This is a genomic window from Mesorhizobium sp. M1409 (assembly GCF_040317535.1).
GTDB lineage: Bacteria > Pseudomonadota > Alphaproteobacteria > Rhizobiales > Rhizobiaceae > Mesorhizobium.
The window spans coordinates 123,158-138,012 of sequence record NZ_JAMYKV010000007.1; the positions used below are offsets into that span (position 1 = coordinate 123,158).

The following is a 14,855-nucleotide window of genomic DNA, read 5'->3' on the forward strand; positions in this document are numbered from 1 at the left end:
CATCTGCATTGGGCATTTACGGACCGATCATTTTCGCGGATGGTCCGCCTAACGGGCAGAGGGGGAATTTCAGATGAAATCGATCATGGCAATTCTGATGGCGCTGGCGTTTTCGACGCCATGCGCTTTCGCAGGCGAAATCACCGATCGCGCCACCGAGGCCGAAAAACTGCTGAAGTCGGGTGATGGCGCCGACGCGCTGGACAAATTCCGCGGCGCCGAGGAAGCCCTTTGGCAAGCGATGCCGCTGGCCGTCCAGAACGTCAAACAGGTCGATTCCGCAAGCGGTTTCGGCATCTACAGCGAGCGTGCCAATCGCATCTACAAACCCGGCGAGAAGATCGTGCTCTATATGGAGCCTGTTGGCTATGGCTACGGCTCGGACGGTCTCGGCAACAGCATGATAGCGCTTTCCGTCGACATCACCGTCGTTTCCGCGGCCGGCGAGACTCTCGGCACGAGTGAGAAGGTCGGCCGTGTCCAGGTCGCCTCCCGCTCACACAACCGCGAACTGTTCTTCAAGCTGGACCTGTCCCTCGACGGCTTGCCGCCCGGCAAATACCGATGCGACTTTCTCATGCATGACGAGAATTCGAACAAGACGGCGCCTTTCACCACCGATATCGAGATCGCCGGCTAGGTCGGTCAACCGGCAGCGGCCTCGCAAGCCGACGGGAACCCAAGCGCGGCAGCCGCGTTTTTCATACGGTTTCAAAATCTGTCGGTTTGCGAGGCATTCCCATGCTCAAATGGATCGTCATTTTGCTGATCGTCGCCGCGGCGGCGAGCTTGCTCGGCATGCCGGCGCTGGCAGGTGCTGCCGCCACCGGGGCGCGCATCCTCATCGGCATCGTTCTGATCATCTTCCTGCTGATGGTACTTGGCATTTTCGCGGTGACGTAAAGCGGCTCCGCACTGGTAATTCCTGCCCGTTTCCGCCATATAGCGGCAATCGGACATGGAACTTTCGGAGCAATGGCCAGCACTGCCCCTTTCGCCAAGATGAACGGCATCGGCAACGAGATCATCGTTGCCGACATGCGTGGCCGTGCCGATCGGGTGACGGCGGCCGCGGCAATCGCGCTGAACGCCGATGCCGCGACAAGATTCGACCAGATCATGGCGATCCACGACGCCAGGACGCCGGGCACCGCCTTTTTCATCGACATATTGAATTCCGACGGAACCGGCGCGCAGGCCTGCGGCAACGGCATGCGCTGCGTCGTCCAGGCGCTCGCCGCCGAGACCGGCCAGAAGACCTTCACCTTCGAGACCGTCGCCGGCATTCTCAACGCGCGCGAACATGCCGATGGCTCGATCTCGGTCGACATGGGCATACCGCGCTTCGGCTGGCAGGACATTCCGCTGGCCGAGGAATTCCATGATACCCGCAAGATCGAGCTGCAGATCGGCCCGATCGACGCACCGGTGCTGCATTCACCCTCTGTCGTCTCGATGGGCAACCCGCACGCCATCTTCTGGGTCGACCGCGACGTCTGGTCCTACGAGCTCGACCGCTTCGGCCCGCTGCTCGAGAACCATCCGATGTTTCCCGAACGCGCCAACATCACCATCGCTCAGATCACTTCGCCCGAAACCATGATCATCCGCACATGGGAACGTGGCGCCGGCCTGACCAAGGCCTGTGGCTCGGCCTCCTGCGCCGCGGTGGTCGCAGCCGCCCGCACCAATCGGACCGGCCGCAGCGTCAGCCTGTTGACCCCTGGCGGCGGCACGCTGCATGTGGAATGGCGCGGCGATGACCACGTCATCCTCACCGGCGCGGCCGAATGGGAATTTTCCGGCAGCTTCGATCCGGCGACCGGAACATGGGCTCGCGACACCGAAAGCGCGGCCTGATGTCCGCTCTGTCCAAGAGCCCGGTGTCCAGGGGCATCGATGTGGTGACCTTCGGCTGCCGGCTGAACACCTATGAATCCGAAGTGATGCGGCGCGAGGCTGAAACCGCCGGCCTCGGCGCGCTGGAAGGCGGCGCCGTGATCTTCAACACCTGCGCCGTCACCGGCGAGGCGGTGCGCCAGGCCAAACAGGCGATCCGCAAGGCGCGCCGCGACAACCCGCAAACCCGCATCATCGTCACCGGCTGCGCCGCGCAAACCGAGCCTGAAAAATTCGCCGCAATGGAGGAGGTCGATCTCGTGCTCGGCAACGAGGAGAAGCTGAAGGCGAACTCCTATCGCGCGCTGCCGGATTTCGGCGTCAACGACACCGAGAAGGCGCGCGTCAATGACATCTTTTCGGTGCGTGAGACCGCCGGCCACATGGTCGACGCCATCGAGGGCCGGGCACGTGCCTTCGTCCAGGTGCAGAACGGCTGCGACCACCGCTGCACCTTCTGCATCATCCCTTACGGCCGCGGCAATTCACGCTCGGTGCCGATGGGCGCCGTGGTCGAGCAGGTCAAACGGCTCGCCGGAAACGGCTATGCCGAGATCGTGCTGACCGGTGTCGACATGACCGGTTTTGGCGCCGACCTGCCGGGCGCCCCGAAGCTCGGCAGACTGGTAAAAACCATCTTCAGGCAGGTGCCTGACGTGAAGCGCCTGCGGCTGTCCTCGATCGATTCGATCGAGGCCGACGACGATCTGCTCGACGCCATCGCCACCGAACCCAGGCTGATGCCCCATCTGCATCTGTCGCTGCAGTCGGGCGACGACATGATCCTGAAGCGCATGAAGCGCCGGCATCTGCGCGATCAGTCGATCCGCTTCTGCGAGGACGTTCGCAAGCTGCGCCCCGGCATCGTGTTCGGCGCCGACATCATCGCCGGCTTCCCGACCGAGACCGAGGAGATGTTCGAGAACTCGGAAAAAATCGTCGAGGAGTGTGGCCTGACTCACCTCCACGTCTTCCCGTTCAGCCCGCGCGAAGGCACGCCCGCCGCGCGCATGCCGCAGCTCCGCCGCGAATTGGTCAAGCAGCGCGCCGCCCGGCTGCGCGCCGCTGGTGATGCCGCGTATCGGCGCCATCTGTCGTCGCTTTCCGGAACCCGTCAGTCGATCCTGATCGAGCGCGACGGACTTGGCCGCACCGAAGGGTTTACGCTTGCCGCACTCGGCACGGGCGTGCCGGGTGAGATCGTCGAGGCCGATATATCAGGCCACGACGGTACCAAGCTGATCGCGACCCCCCTTGCCGCCCGCGCGGCCTGAGAAACGCAAAGCATGGCTGGTTTTTTCAAGAAGATATTTTCGTTCGGCAAGAAAGAGGTGGTCGAGGAGCGGGTCGACGAGACCGCCCCGCTGCCGCCGATCAAGTGGGAAGCGCTCGATGCGCTGAAGCCGGCGGCCGAGCAGGTCGTTCCGGAGTTTTTGAAGCGCGACGAACTGGACCCCGAGGCGGAAGCCGCGCCGACGCCGACAGTCGAGCCGGAGGTGATTCCAGCGCCGAAACCGGCGCCTATCGAGGAACCGGTGCCCGAGCCGGCACCGACCATTCCGCCAGCACCGGAGCCTGCCGTTCCGCCCGCGCCGGAACCCCTGCCGGAGCCCGAGCCGGAAGAAGAACCCGCGCCTGAGACACCCGTCGAGCCGCCGGCGCCCGAGGAAATACCAACGCCTCCCGCCGTTCCGGAGCCTGCTCCCAAACCGCGGCCGCAAGAGGTACCGCCACCCGCGCCGTCCGAGCCTGAGATCGTTCCGTCGCGCCCGGAAAAGCAACCGGAACCGGCCCCGGTCGAAGTGCCGACGCCGCCGGTCGAGGTCCCTGCAGGGACACCAACTCCGATCGAGGTGCCGACACCGGCGCCGGCCCCTGCTCAGCCACCGTCAGAGGTCAGCGCAGCCCCTCATCCGCCTGCCGGCACCTTCTCCCCGTATAGAGACGGGGAGAAGGGAGATAGCGGTGACGCCGCGCCTCCTCTTTCAGACTTCGAGGAAGAAGCCTCAACGCTGACGCCCCCCTCGCCCCGTCCTTCACGGGGAGAGGGCGAGGGGCAGCGCAAACCTGCGCAAGACGTGGCTGAAGCTCCGTCGGCCGAGATCGTACCTCCCATTCGCCAGCCCGCGCCGATCGAATCGCAGCCGATCATCGCCGAGATCGCACCCGAACCGCAGGCCGTCCCGCAACCCGCGCCAAGATCCGTTCCCGCGCCCGGCAAGGTGACCGTCACCAGGAAAGTCGAGCAGAAGGCCGAGCCGCGGAAGGCGCCGGAACCGGCGCCGAGGCGTTCTTGGTTCCAGCGCATGAAGGACGGGCTTGCCCGTTCGTCCAAGGAACTGACCGGCAACATTGCCGGCGTCTTCACCAAGCGCAAGCTGGACGAGGAGACGCTGCAGGATCTGGAGGACGTGCTGATCCGTGCCGATCTCGGCATGGAAACCGCTTTGCGCGTCACCGATGCGCTGGCCGCCAGCCGCTACGGCAAGGATGTCTCCGACACCGAGGTTCGCGCCATCATGGCGGCGGAGGTGGAGAAGGTGCTGACCCACGTCGCCATGCCGCTGGAACTCGATCTTTCGCACAAGCCGCATGTCATCCTGGTGGTCGGCGTCAACGGCACCGGCAAGACCACGACCATCGGCAAGCTCGCGGCCAAGCTCACCGATGGCGGCCTGTCGGTGATGCTCGCCGCCGGCGACACCTTCCGCGCCGCGGCGATCGAGCAGTTGAAGATCTGGGGCGAGCGGACGAAATCGCCGGTCATCGCCTCCAAGATCGGCGCCGATGCCGCAGGGTTGGCCTACGACGCCTTCGAAAAGGCTAGGGAAGCCGGCTCCGACGTGCTGATCATCGACACCGCCGGCCGCCTGCAAAACAAGACCGAACTGATGGCCGAGCTCGAAAAGATCGTCCGCGTGCTCGGCAAGCTCGATCCGGAAGCGCCGCACACCGTGCTGCAGACGGTCGACGCGACCACCGGCCAGAACGCGCTCAACCAGGTTGAGATCTTCCGCAATGTCGCCGGCGTCAATGGCCTGGTGATGACCAAGCTGGACGGCACGGCGCGCGGCGGTATTCTGGTGGCGATCGCGGCAAAGCACAAATTGCCGGTCTATTTCATCGGCGTCGGCGAACAGGTCGACGACCTCGAACCCTTCTCGGCAAGCGAATTCGCCAGGGCGATTGCTGGAGTGGCGTAGCAAGCATGTCCCAAAAAGTTGCAGACTTTTTGGATCAGATCATGCGCAAGAAAGAGATTCCATGAACCCACCCATTCTCGAACGCGACCCGTCCGACCCGCAAAAACAAAAGAAGGAAGGCGTCAATCCGCTTCTCAAGCTGGTGCTGGAGTTGGGGCCGTTGATGGTGTTCTTCTTCGCCAATGCGCGCGGCCAATGGCTGGTGCAGAAATTCCCTGCTCTGGCCGAATTCGGCGGCCCGATCTTCGTCGCCACGGGCCTGTTCATGGCCGCCACGGCAATCGCGCTGATCGCCTCATGGCTGCTGATGCGCACCTTGCCGATCATGCCGATGGTGTCGGGCGTCGTCGTCTTCATCTTCGGCGCGCTGACGCTCTATCTGCAGGACGACATCTTCATCAAGATGAAGCCCACCATCGTCAACATGCTGTTCGGCGGCGTGCTGCTCGGCGGCCTTTATTTCGGCAAGTCGCTGCTTGGCTATGTCTTCGATTCGGCCTTCAGCCTCGATGCCGAAGGCTGGCGCAAGCTGACCTTCCGCTGGGGCCTGTTCTTCCTGTTCCTGGCCCTTGCCAATGAAGTGGTGTGGCGGAATTTTTCCACCGACACCTGGGTTACCTTCAAGGTCTGGGGCATCATGCCGATCACGCTTCTGTTCACCTTCAGCCAGATGCCGCTGATCCTGCGCCATTCGCTCGAGGACAAGGCCGGGAAATAGGGAGAGGGCGATGGAATTCGTCACCACGCGCGATGGGCTGAGGACGATCTACAAGACGCCGCGGCCGACCGACGGCTCGATCCGCAAGGAATTGAAGGCGCTCGACGGCCATTGCCGCTCCTTCATCGGCAGGAGCCCGTTCGTACTGATCGGCTCGTCCGACGGCGCCGGCAATGCCGACGTGACGCCGAAGGGCGACAAGCCTGGCTTCGCCGCCGTGCTCGACGACACGACCATCGCCATTCCGGACCGGCCCGGCAACAACCGGCTCGACACGCTTGAGAACATTCTCGTCAATCCCTCCGTCGGGCTGCTGTTCCTCATTCCTGGCATGAACGAGACGCTGCGCGTCAACGGCGAAGCCCGCATCACCGTGGACGGGGGCTTGCGCAAACGGCTTGCCGTCGATGGCAAGGAGCCGCAAAGCGTCGTCGTGGTCAGCGTCAAGACCGCCTACATGCATTGCGCCAAGGCCTTCATGCGCTCGGATCTCTGGAAGCCGGAAACCTGGTACGACCGCGCGACGCTGCCGACGCTCGGCCAGATCCTGCGCGACCAACTGGCGCTGGCCGATTCGGTCGAGGCGACCGACCGCTGGCTGGACGACGGCTACAAGCAGACGATGTGGTAGGTTTTCGAGACGACGATTCGTCCTGAACGGTTCCATCCTTGCTGAACATCCTTGCCTTTTCCGGCAGCCTGCGCGCGGCCTCCACCAATTCGGCGCTTGTCGCCGCACTGGCGCGCAACGCGCCGCCAGGCTGTCGCGTCACCGTCTATGACGGGCTTGGCCGTCTGCCGATCTTCAATCCCGACGATGAAGGCGAGCGGACGCCGCTCGACGCCTCCGCGCTGATCGATGCCGTCACCCGAGCCGACGGCGTTATCGTCTCGTGTCCCGAATATGCCCACGGGGTGCCCGGCGGGCTGAAGAATGCGCTCGACTGGCTGGTCTCGCGCGACGCCGCCGTCGCCAAGCCGGCCATGCTGGCGCATGCCTCGTTACGCTCGCTGTTCGCCCGCGCCGCACTGGCCGAGATCATGCGCACCATGTCGTTCGTGCTTTGCGAGGAAATGCTGGAGATTGCCCTGCTCGGCAAGAAGCCGCCGGAGGTGGAGGCTGTCTTGGCCGAGCCGGAAAACCGGCAGGCGATGCGCAACGCCGTTTCAGCGTTCGCGGAGTTCATTCGCGCGCGTTGATACCGGGCAGCCATCACCGCGCTTCGTCATCCTAGGGCGGAGCAAGGAGCGCAGCGACGCGGCGCAGACCCTAGGATCCATGCCGCGACCTTTGCCGGAGAATGCTGCGGTTCAGGAGGGGCGCAAGATAGCCCGACATTCCGCGAGCCGTACAACAAACAGAATTGCACCGTTGTCGTGCTCGAAAGTCGCGGCATGGATCCTAGGGTCTCCGCGACGTCGCTTCGCGACTGCTCCGCCCTAGGATGACGAAGGCGTGGGGCTGGGCCACCACGTCTTCGAACTACTTCTTCCCCCTCAGCGTCTCCACATCCGTCTTCCCGACATACCAATCGCGCGCGTTGACCTCCTCGAAGACCACCCAGACATCGTCGTTACCCAGTCCGGTGGCCTCCATGATGGCCGCCGTGACCTTCTTGGCGATATCCGCCTTCTTGCCCGCCGGATCGGCTGATATCACTTCCTTGACGATGCGGATGTTGACGAATGGCATTTTGTCCTCCCGGGGATGTTCGTGCTCGCGAGCCGCTTCGACGAAACTATCGAACGGTCGCCAGTGCTTTGTCTCAATAGGTCTTGGCGCCGTTGACCATCAGCCGCACCATGTAGAGCGAGGTGGTGCCGGCGATGTAGAGGCAATTCAGCTTGTTGCCGCCGAACACGCAATTGGCGGTGACTTCCGGCACCTTGACCTTGCCGATCAGCGTGCCGTCCGGATCGTAGCAATGGATGCCGTCGGCGGCACTGGTCCAGATGCGTCCGTCCTCGTCGAGCCGGAAGCCGTCGAACAGGCCGGCGGTGCAGTCGGCGAAGACCTTTTCGCCCGACACCTTCTTGCCGCCCTTGCCGACATTGAACACCCGCATATGCGCCGGGTTCTGCGCACCGTGCGTGCGGCCAGTGTCGACGACATAGAGCTTGCTCTCGTCGAGCGAGAAGGCCAGCCCATTGGGCCTGACCATGTCGGTGATGACGGCTTCGACCTCGCCGGTGCCGGGATCGACCCGGTAGACATGGCAGGCGCCGATTTCGCTCTCGGCCTTGTCGCCTTCATAGTCGGTGTCGATGCCGTAGCTCGGATCGGTGAACCAGATCGAGCCGTCCGACTTCACCACCGCGTCGTTGGGCGAGTTCAGCCGTTTGCCCTTCCATTTGGCGGCGATGGTGGTGATCGAGCCGTCGAACTCGGTGCGGCTGACCCGGCGGCCGGAATGCTCGCAGGTGACCAGCCGGCCCTGCCGGTCAACAGTGTTGCCATTGGAATTGCCGGATGGCTGCCGGAAGACGCTGACATTGCCGTCGGTCTCGTCATAGCGCAGCATGCGGTTGTTGGGGATGTCGGACCAGACGACATAGCGGCCGGCGGCGAACCAGGCCGGTCCTTCCGCCCATTGGCATCCGGTGAACAGCTTCTCCACCTGGGCGTTGCCGTTGAACAGGCGCGCGAAGCGTGGATCGAGAATCTCATAATAGTCTGCGGCCGCCATAGTTTTCCTCCCGGCATCAGGTGAGATGGGATCAAGCCAGCCGGCGATCGATATGGCAAGATCGATCGGTGAAATCGTCGGCGGTCTCCTGCGGACGTGATGGAGGAATGCCGCGTTAATGGCTCTTACCTGGGTTAAGCAGCTTAACCCAGGTTAAGCGGGCTTAACCGGCTATGCGCCAGACGCAATGGTGCATTGCAACATCTTCTTTTTGCAATGCACCATTACTATGTCATGCTCTGTATCGATCAAGGGAGGAATAACGGTCGCGCAAATGCGGCGCCAAAAGGAACCTTGCTATGATCCTCGACAGTCTCATGACCCGCGCTCGCAACAGCATTGCCAAGCGCAAGCACTACAACCGCCTTGTCGCCGAAATCGACAGCTTTTCCAGCCGCGATCTGGCCGATATGCGCGCCGACCGCTCGGAAATGCTCTACCAGGTCCACAAGCAGATCTACGGCTGAGTAGTATTCGGTCGACCTATCACGTTCGTCATCCTTGGGCGTAGCGACGCGAAGCGGAGCGAAGACCCAAGGATCCATGCCGTGATTTTCGAGCACCACAGCGGTGCAGAATTTGTTTTGCGATGACCCGTGATTTCGCGCTAAAAAGCGCGCGTTTCGGACCGCCGCATTTCCGGGCGAATGTCGCGGCATGGATCCTAGGGTCTTCGCCGCGTCGCTCCGCTCCTTGCTTCGCCCTAGGATGACGAACGCGAGTGACCGTCAACCCGGCGCCGTCAGCGCCTTTTCAATCTGTGGCAGCAAGAGATCCCTCGCCGTCTCGGGTGTCAGTGGGCCGACATGCTTGTAGGCGATCTTGCCGTCCTTGCCGATGACGAAGGTTTCCGGCACGCCGTAGACACCCCAGTCGATCGCCGTACGGCCGGCTTCATCGACCCCGATCGCCTGGAACGGGTTGCCGAGATCACCGAGGAACCGGCGGGCGTTTTCCGGCTGGTCCTTATAGTTCAGCGCCGCCATGACAAAACGCTTGTCCTGCGACAGCGCCAAGAGCACCGGATGCTCTTCGCGGCACGGCGCGCACCACGACGCAAAGACGTTGACCAATGTGACCTTGCCGACGAAGGCTTTCGAATCGAGCCCCGGCAGGTTGCTGCCCTCGAGCGCCGGCAGGTTGGTCTGCGGCGCCGGCAGGCCGATCAGCGCCGACGGCACTTCCGAAACATCGCGCCCCGACAACAACTGCGACAGGAACAGTCCCGCCAGGCCGAGGAAAATCAGCAGCGGCAAAAGCACGAACAGGCGGCGACGCGGCGGCGGCGTGTCCATTTCGGTGCTCATGACTTGACGGCCTTGTCGGAGCGACGCCGCACGCCGCCCGCTTCCAGCTCGGCGAGTTCGCGCTTGCGCGCCCGCTGGTCTATCAGGATCCAGCCGATCAGCCCGATCAGCACCACGGCGGTGACACCATAGGCTGCGGTCACGTAGAGTGCATGCGCGCTCATACGGCAGCCCCCGCCAAGGTGCGACCTTCCAAACCGATCATTACATCCAGTTCGAACATGCCTTCCCTTAGCCTCGCCTCGTCTGCTTCGCAATCGGTCGCCGCGCCGCAGCCTTCGCGCTCATGCCGCCACTTCAATCCGTGCCGTGGCGCAGCGCCAGCGCCGCCGAGACTGGACCCAGCACTGCAAGAAACAGGGTCAGCGCGGCAAGAATGAGGAAGGGCTGCAGAAACGGATCGGGATTGGCCGTCGCGCCATAGCTCGCCGAAACGCCGAAGATCAGCACCGGAATGGTCAGCGGCAGCACCAGCACCGAGATCAGCAGCCCGCCACGCGGCAGCGCCACCGCCACTGCGGCACCGGCTGCACCGATGAAGGTGATTGCCGGCGTGCCGACCAGAAGGGTCAGCGCCGTGGCGCCGATGCCGAGTGGTTCCATATTCATGAACAGCCCGAGCAAGGGCGCGGCGATGACCAGCGGCAAAACGCTGCCCGCCCAATGCGCCAGGCATTTCGTCAGCACCGTCAAGGCCAGCATGTGTCGGTCATTGCCGAGCACCAAGAGATCGAGCGAGCCGTCCTCGCGGTCGGCTTGGAACAGCCGGTCGAGCCCAAGCAGGCAAGACAGCAGCGCGCCGATCCACAGGATCGCCGGGCCGATGCGGGCAAGCAGCTTGAGATCCGGCCCTACCCCGAACGGGATGGTGGCGATGACGGCGAGGAAAAAGATGACGCCGGTCAACGCGCCGCCGCCGGCACGGATGTTGAGGCGGATGTCGCGGAGGAAGAGCGCTAGCATGATTTGAGCTGTTCGGCAGGACAGAGGGGGGTGGGACGGAATGCCAACATCACCGCACTATCCCATCACCAATTCCGCCGCGCTCGAAATCCCTAGCGGCAGATGCGTCGCCGCAACGATTATCCCTCCGCCTTCGAGATGCCGCGTCATCAACCCCGCGAACCGCCCCTCCGAAGCCTTGTCCAGCCCCGCCGTCGGCTCGTCGAGCAGCCACAGCGGCCGATGGCTGACCAACAACTTGGCGATCGCCGATCGCCGCCGCTGCCCTGTCGAGAGATAGCCGAACGGCAGGTGGCCGATGCCGCCCAGTCCGACCGTTTCAAGCGCCTCTTCGACGCCGAGCTGCCCTTCGCCGTTGAAGTCGCGCCAGAAGTGCAAATTCTCCGCCACGCTGAGCGCCGGCTTCATTGCATTCTGATGGCCAAGGTAATGACAGGCCGACGCGACCGACGGAAACGCCTCGCCCCCGTCTTCAATCGTCATAACGCCTTCGATCTTCACGCTGCCGTGCGCCACCGGAAGCAGCCCGGCGATGACCCGCAGCAAGGTCGATTTGCCCGACCCATTCGGCCCTGTGACGACAAGCGCTTGACCATCCTCCAAGGCAAAGCCGATGCCCGAAAACACCGTGTCGCCGCCGCGTTCGCCGCCCAGATTTTCGGCGATCAGCCGCATCCCTCGCCTGCCCTGAAAACCATGTGTCGCGGCAGCTGCCGCATCGCACAAATTTGCTTTCCAACTGTCTAGAACTATTCCAGAAAATTCTCTATATGCGGTGCATCCGTGCCAGCGGTCGGCGCGGGAACAGAATTAGCGCCGAACCAGCGCACGCGCCGCCTTGAACGGCTCGGGTTGCTTGGGAACGGACAGCGGAAATGGCCGTACCCGCACCTTTGCGCGTGATTGCATGCCATCGGCGTCCGTTCCCTTTCAGGCTGAACAGACAAGGATCGCACGTGTCAAAATCCCTCGACAGTTTCAATTGCCGCCGCACGCTGACCGCAAGCGGCGCGGAATATGCCTATTTCGACCTCATCGAGGCCGAGAAGAACGGGCTTACCGGCATCTCCCAGCTGCCCTATTCGATGAAGGTGCTGCTGGAGAACCTGCTGCGCAACGAGGACGGCCGCTCCGTCACCAAGGAGAGCATCCAGGCGGTTGCCGGCTGGCTGACCGACAAGGGCACCGCCGGCGTCGAGATCGCCTATCGCCCGGCCCGCGTGCTGATGCAGGATTTCACCGGCGTTCCGGCCGTGGTCGACCTTGCCGCCATGCGCGACGCCATGGCCTCGCTCGGTGGCGATCCGCAGAAGATCAACCCGCTGGTGCCGGTCGACCTCGTCATCGACCATTCCGTCATCGTCGACGAATTCGGCACGCCGATGGCCTTCGCTCGCAATGTCGAGCTCGAATATGAGCGCAACGAGGAACGCTACAAGTTCCTGAAATGGGGCCAGCAGGCGTTCCGCAACTTCCGCGTCGTGCCGCCCGGCACCGGTATCTGCCACCAGGTCAATCTCGAATATCTCGGCCAGGTGGTTTGGACCAACACCGAGGATGGCGAAACCACAGCCTATCCCGACACCTGCGTCGGCACCGATTCGCATACCACCATGATCAACGGCCTTGGCGTGCTCGGCTGGGGCGTCGGCGGTATCGAGGCCGAGGCGGCCATGCTCGGCCAGCCGGTCTCCATGCTTTTGCCCGAGGTCATCGGCTTCCGCCTCACCGGCAAGCTGAAAGAAGGCGTCACCGCCACCGATCTCGTGCTCACCGTCACCCAGATGCTGCGCAAGAAGGGCGTCGTCGGCAAGTTCGTCGAGTTCTTCGGTCCGGGCCTCTCCAACATGACGCTGGCCGACCGCGCCACCATCGGCAACATGGCGCCCGAATATGGCGCCACCTGCGGCTTCTTCCCGGTCGACGCGGAAACCATCCGCTACCTCACAATGTCCGGCCGCAGCGAAGACCGCATCGCGTTGGTCGAGGCCTATGCCAAGGCGCAAGGCCTGTGGCGCGACACCGGCTCGGCGGACCCTGTCTTCACCGACCTGCTCGAACTGGAACTCGGCTCCGTCGTGCCGTCGATGGCCGGCCCCAAGCGGCCTGAAGGACGCGTCGCCCTGGAAGGCATTCCGGAAGGCTTCGCCAAGGCGATGGAGACCGAATACAGGAAGGCGGCCGAGATCCACAAGCGCTACGCCGTCGAAGGCACCGATCATGATCTCGGCCATGGCGATGTCGTCATCGCCGCCATCACCTCCTGCACCAACACCTCGAACCCGAGCGTGCTGATCGGCGCCGGCCTCCTGGCCCGCAACGCCAACCGCCTCGGGCTGAAGCAGAAGCCGTGGGTGAAGACCTCGCTGGCCCCCGGCAGCCAGGTGGTCGCCGAATATCTGGAGAAATCCGGCCTGCAGAAGGAACTCGACCAGATCGGCTTCAACCTGGTCGGCTTCGGCTGCACCACCTGCATCGGCAATTCCGGCCCGCTGCCCGCGCCGATCTCCAAGACCATCAACGACAAGGGCCTGATTGCCGCCGCGGTGCTCTCCGGCAACCGCAACTTCGAAGGCCGTGTCTCGCCCGACGTGCAGGCCAACTATCTGGCCTCGCCGCCGCTGGTCGTCGCGCACGCACTGGCTGGCACTGTGACAAAGGATCTCACGACGGAGCCGCTCGGCGAGGACAAGGACGGCAACCCGGTCTACCTCAAGGACATCTGGCCGAGCTCGGCCGAGATCCAGGAGTTCATCGAGAAGAACGTCACCCGCGAGCTGTTCGCTCGCAAATATGCCGACGTCTTCAAGGGCGATGAGTACTGGCAGAACGTCAAGGCGCCGGAAGGCCAGACCTATGCCTGGGACGACAACTCGACCTATGTACAGAACCCGCCCTATTTCGCCGGCATGACCGCCGGTTTCGGCAAGATCGGCGACATCAAGGGCGCCCGCGTTCTTGGCCTGTTCGGCGACAAGATCACCACCGACCATATCTCGCCGGCGGGCTCGATCAAGGCGGCTTCACCGGCCGGCAAATACCTCACCGACCACGGCGTCGGCGTCGCCGACTTCAACCAGTACGGCACAAGGCGCGGCAACCATGAGGTGATGATGCGCGGCACCTTCGCCAACATCCGCATCCGCAACCACATGCTGGGCGAGAACGGCCGTGAGGGTGGCTACACCATCCACTACCCGTCGAAGGAAGAGGAATCGATCTACGACGCAGCGATGGAATACAAGAAGGAAGGCGTGCCGCTGGTCATCTTCGCCGGCGTCGAATACGGCAACGGTTCGTCGCGCGACTGGGCGGCCAAGGGAACCAATCTGCTTGGCGTCCGCGCGGTCATCGCCCAGTCCTTCGAGCGTATCCATCGCTCGAACCTGGTCGGCATGGGCGTTATCCCCTTCGTCTTCAAGGATGGCACGTCCTGGGCCTCGCTCAATCTCAGGGGTGACGAACTGGTCGAGATCGATGGCTTGAGCACCATCAAGCCGCGCCAGACGATGATCGCCAAGGTCACCTATGGCGACGGAACGGTGAAGAACGTACCGCTCATCTGCCGCATCGATACTCTGGACGAACTCGACTACTTCAAGAACGGCGGCATCCTGCAATACGTGCTGCGCGATCTGGCGGCTTAGGGAATAGGGACTAGGCAGTAGGGAATAGACACCCCTACTGCCTACTGCCTGTCTTCGGCGATCGCCTTTGCCCCATCGCATGCCGAGGAAACGGCGCGGGTTGAACAACGTGTAGGCGAGCGTGAAACCGGCGATCGGCGGCACGTCGGCCCAGACCGTGCCCTTGGTGGCAAAGGTATGGAAGATCGTCGAACCGATGCCGATTGCCACCACCCACCAGGCCGGCACTTCGGCGAAGGTCCCCGGTGCCCAGCCTACGCACCTCGCGCACGCCCCACAGGCCGGCGGCTATGAAGGCGAGGTTCGTCAGGGCATTGACCGGCTCGGACCAGAATTCCGGCCCGGTCCGCGCGCAATAGGGATCGACCGGCGCCAAAAGGGTTTGCCACATCGTGATTGCCGCCCGAATCGGTTTCTATGCTGAAGCGTAG

16 protein-coding genes and 1 pseudogene are annotated in these 14,855 nt (G+C 63.4%); 10 read left to right on the forward strand and 7 right to left on the reverse strand.

From position 1 onward, the window contains the following. Positions 1–73 precede the first annotated feature (73 nt). From NKG99_RS08710 to NKG99_RS08745, 8 genes are all read left to right on the forward strand, one after another. Positions 74–640 carry a hypothetical protein gene (locus NKG99_RS08710; RefSeq protein ID WP_352866334.1) on the forward strand — a complete coding sequence of 189 codons (567 nt, stop codon included), beginning with the start codon at positions 74–76 and terminating at the stop codon, positions 638–640. 101 nt (positions 641–741) lie between these two features. Beyond that, positions 742–903: a DUF1328 family protein gene (locus NKG99_RS08715; RefSeq protein ID WP_128304269.1), complete on the forward strand. Its 162-nt coding sequence runs from the start codon at positions 742–744 to the stop codon at positions 901–903. Between the two features lie 72 nt (positions 904–975). Further along, a complete protein-coding gene (gene dapF, locus NKG99_RS08720; RefSeq protein ID WP_352866337.1) occupies positions 976–1,860 on the forward strand; it encodes a diaminopimelate epimerase in 885 nt (294 codons plus the stop codon). Further along, positions 1,860–3,173, forward strand: a complete 1,314-nt coding sequence (gene mtaB / locus NKG99_RS08725; RefSeq protein ID WP_352866340.1) for a tRNA (N(6)-L-threonylcarbamoyladenosine(37)-C(2))-methylthiotransferase MtaB — start codon at positions 1,860–1,862, stop codon at positions 3,171–3,173. Before dapF ends, mtaB begins: the two co-directional genes overlap by 1 nt. Before the next feature lie 480 nt (positions 3,174–3,653). After that, a complete protein-coding gene (gene ftsY / locus NKG99_RS08730; protein ID WP_502910897.1) occupies positions 3,654–5,102 on the forward strand; it encodes a signal recognition particle-docking protein FtsY in 1,449 nt (482 codons plus the stop codon). A gap of 61 nt (positions 5,103–5,163) precedes the next feature. Then, positions 5,164–5,820, forward strand: a complete 657-nt coding sequence (locus tag NKG99_RS08735) for a septation protein A (protein WP_352866343.1) — start codon at positions 5,164–5,166, stop codon at positions 5,818–5,820. 10 nt (positions 5,821–5,830) lie between these two features. Then, on the forward strand, positions 5,831–6,451 hold the full coding sequence (locus NKG99_RS08740; protein WP_352866345.1) for a pyridoxamine 5'-phosphate oxidase family protein: 621 nt from the start codon (positions 5,831–5,833) through the stop codon (positions 6,449–6,451). A 38-nt stretch (positions 6,452–6,489) separates the two neighbouring features. Beyond that, positions 6,490–7,020, forward strand: coding sequence for an NADPH-dependent FMN reductase (locus tag NKG99_RS08745; protein WP_352866348.1), 531 nt, complete (start codon positions 6,490–6,492; stop codon positions 7,018–7,020). Positions 7,021–7,303: 283 nt separating this feature from the next. Here NKG99_RS08745 and NKG99_RS08750 read toward each other — a convergent pair whose 3' ends face one another. Continuing rightward, positions 7,304–7,513, reverse strand: coding sequence for a tautomerase family protein (locus NKG99_RS08750; RefSeq protein ID WP_352866351.1), 210 nt, complete (start codon positions 7,511–7,513; stop codon positions 7,304–7,306). 73 nt (positions 7,514–7,586) lie between these two features. Then, positions 7,587–8,507 (reverse strand): SMP-30/gluconolactonase/LRE family protein, encoded by a 921-nt coding sequence (locus NKG99_RS08755; protein WP_352866354.1) that lies wholly within the window; start codon positions 8,505–8,507, stop codon positions 7,587–7,589. Between the two features lie 299 nt (positions 8,508–8,806). Between NKG99_RS08755 and NKG99_RS08760 the strand changes: the two genes are divergently transcribed. Beyond that, positions 8,807–8,974, forward strand: coding sequence for a hypothetical protein (locus NKG99_RS08760; RefSeq protein WP_081738754.1), 168 nt, complete (start codon positions 8,807–8,809; stop codon positions 8,972–8,974). A gap of 261 nt (positions 8,975–9,235) precedes the next feature. Here the strand turns inward: NKG99_RS08760 and NKG99_RS08765 are convergent, their stop codons facing one another. From NKG99_RS08765 to ccmA, 4 genes are all read right to left on the reverse strand, one after another. Next, positions 9,236–9,814 (reverse strand): DsbE family thiol:disulfide interchange protein, encoded by a 579-nt coding sequence (locus NKG99_RS08765; RefSeq protein ID WP_352866357.1) that lies wholly within the window; start codon positions 9,812–9,814, stop codon positions 9,236–9,238. Next, on the reverse strand, positions 9,811–9,978 hold the full coding sequence (gene ccmD, locus NKG99_RS08770; RefSeq protein WP_352866360.1) for a heme exporter protein CcmD: 168 nt from the start codon (positions 9,976–9,978) through the stop codon (positions 9,811–9,813). Before ccmD ends, NKG99_RS08765 begins: the two co-directional genes overlap by 4 nt. Before the next feature lie 133 nt (positions 9,979–10,111). After that, complete coding sequence (gene ccmB / locus NKG99_RS08775; protein WP_352866363.1) at positions 10,112–10,777, reverse strand: heme exporter protein CcmB; 666 nt, start codon at positions 10,775–10,777, stop codon at positions 10,112–10,114. A 57-nt stretch (positions 10,778–10,834) separates the two neighbouring features. Further along, the gene (ccmA, locus tag NKG99_RS08780; protein WP_352866365.1) at positions 10,835–11,452 is read right to left on the reverse strand and encodes a heme ABC exporter ATP-binding protein CcmA; all 618 of its coding nucleotides are present in this window, start codon (positions 11,450–11,452) and stop codon (positions 10,835–10,837) included. A gap of 281 nt (positions 11,453–11,733) precedes the next feature. Here ccmA and acnA point away from each other — a divergent pair, with 281 nt between their 5' ends. Then, positions 11,734–14,424, forward strand: coding sequence for an aconitate hydratase AcnA (acnA, locus tag NKG99_RS08785; RefSeq protein WP_352866368.1), 2,691 nt, complete (start codon positions 11,734–11,736; stop codon positions 14,422–14,424). Between the two features lie 66 nt (positions 14,425–14,490). Here acnA and NKG99_RS08790 read toward each other — a convergent pair. Further along, positions 14,491–14,815 (reverse strand): annotated as a pseudogene (locus NKG99_RS08790) (ceramidase domain-containing protein); the annotation flags it as partial. Positions 14,816–14,855: the final 40 nt, after the last annotated feature.

Excerpts from the sequence above, each read along its gene's own strand:
- NKG99_RS08710 (WP_352866334.1), top strand. The coding sequence starts at position 74 with ATGAAATCGATCATGGCAATTCTGATGGCGCTGGCGTTTTCGACGCCA.
- NKG99_RS08715 (WP_128304269.1), top strand. The coding sequence starts at position 742 with ATGCTCAAATGGATCGTCATTTTGCTGATCGTCGCCGCGGCGGCGAGC.
- dapF (WP_352866337.1), top strand. The coding sequence starts at position 976 with ATGGCCAGCACTGCCCCTTTCGCCAAGATGAACGGCATCGGCAACGAG.
- mtaB (WP_352866340.1), top strand. The coding sequence starts at position 1,860 with ATGTCCGCTCTGTCCAAGAGCCCGGTGTCCAGGGGCATCGATGTGGTG.
- NKG99_RS08735 (WP_352866343.1), top strand. The coding sequence starts at position 5,164 with ATGAACCCACCCATTCTCGAACGCGACCCGTCCGACCCGCAAAAACAA.
- NKG99_RS08740 (WP_352866345.1), top strand. The coding sequence starts at position 5,831 with ATGGAATTCGTCACCACGCGCGATGGGCTGAGGACGATCTACAAGACG.
- NKG99_RS08750 (WP_352866351.1), bottom strand. The coding sequence starts at position 7,513 with ATGCCATTCGTCAACATCCGCATCGTCAAGGAAGTGATATCAGCCGAT.
- NKG99_RS08755 (WP_352866354.1), bottom strand. The coding sequence starts at position 8,507 with ATGGCGGCCGCAGACTATTATGAGATTCTCGATCCACGCTTCGCGCGC.
- NKG99_RS08760 (WP_081738754.1), top strand. The coding sequence starts at position 8,807 with ATGATCCTCGACAGTCTCATGACCCGCGCTCGCAACAGCATTGCCAAG.
- NKG99_RS08765 (WP_352866357.1), bottom strand. The coding sequence starts at position 9,814 with ATGAGCACCGAAATGGACACGCCGCCGCCGCGTCGCCGCCTGTTCGTG.
- ccmD (WP_352866360.1), bottom strand. The coding sequence starts at position 9,978 with ATGAGCGCGCATGCACTCTACGTGACCGCAGCCTATGGTGTCACCGCC.
- ccmB (WP_352866363.1), bottom strand. The coding sequence starts at position 10,777 with ATGCTAGCGCTCTTCCTCCGCGACATCCGCCTCAACATCCGTGCCGGC.
- ccmA (WP_352866365.1), bottom strand. The coding sequence starts at position 11,452 with ATGCGGCTGATCGCCGAAAATCTGGGCGGCGAACGCGGCGGCGACACG.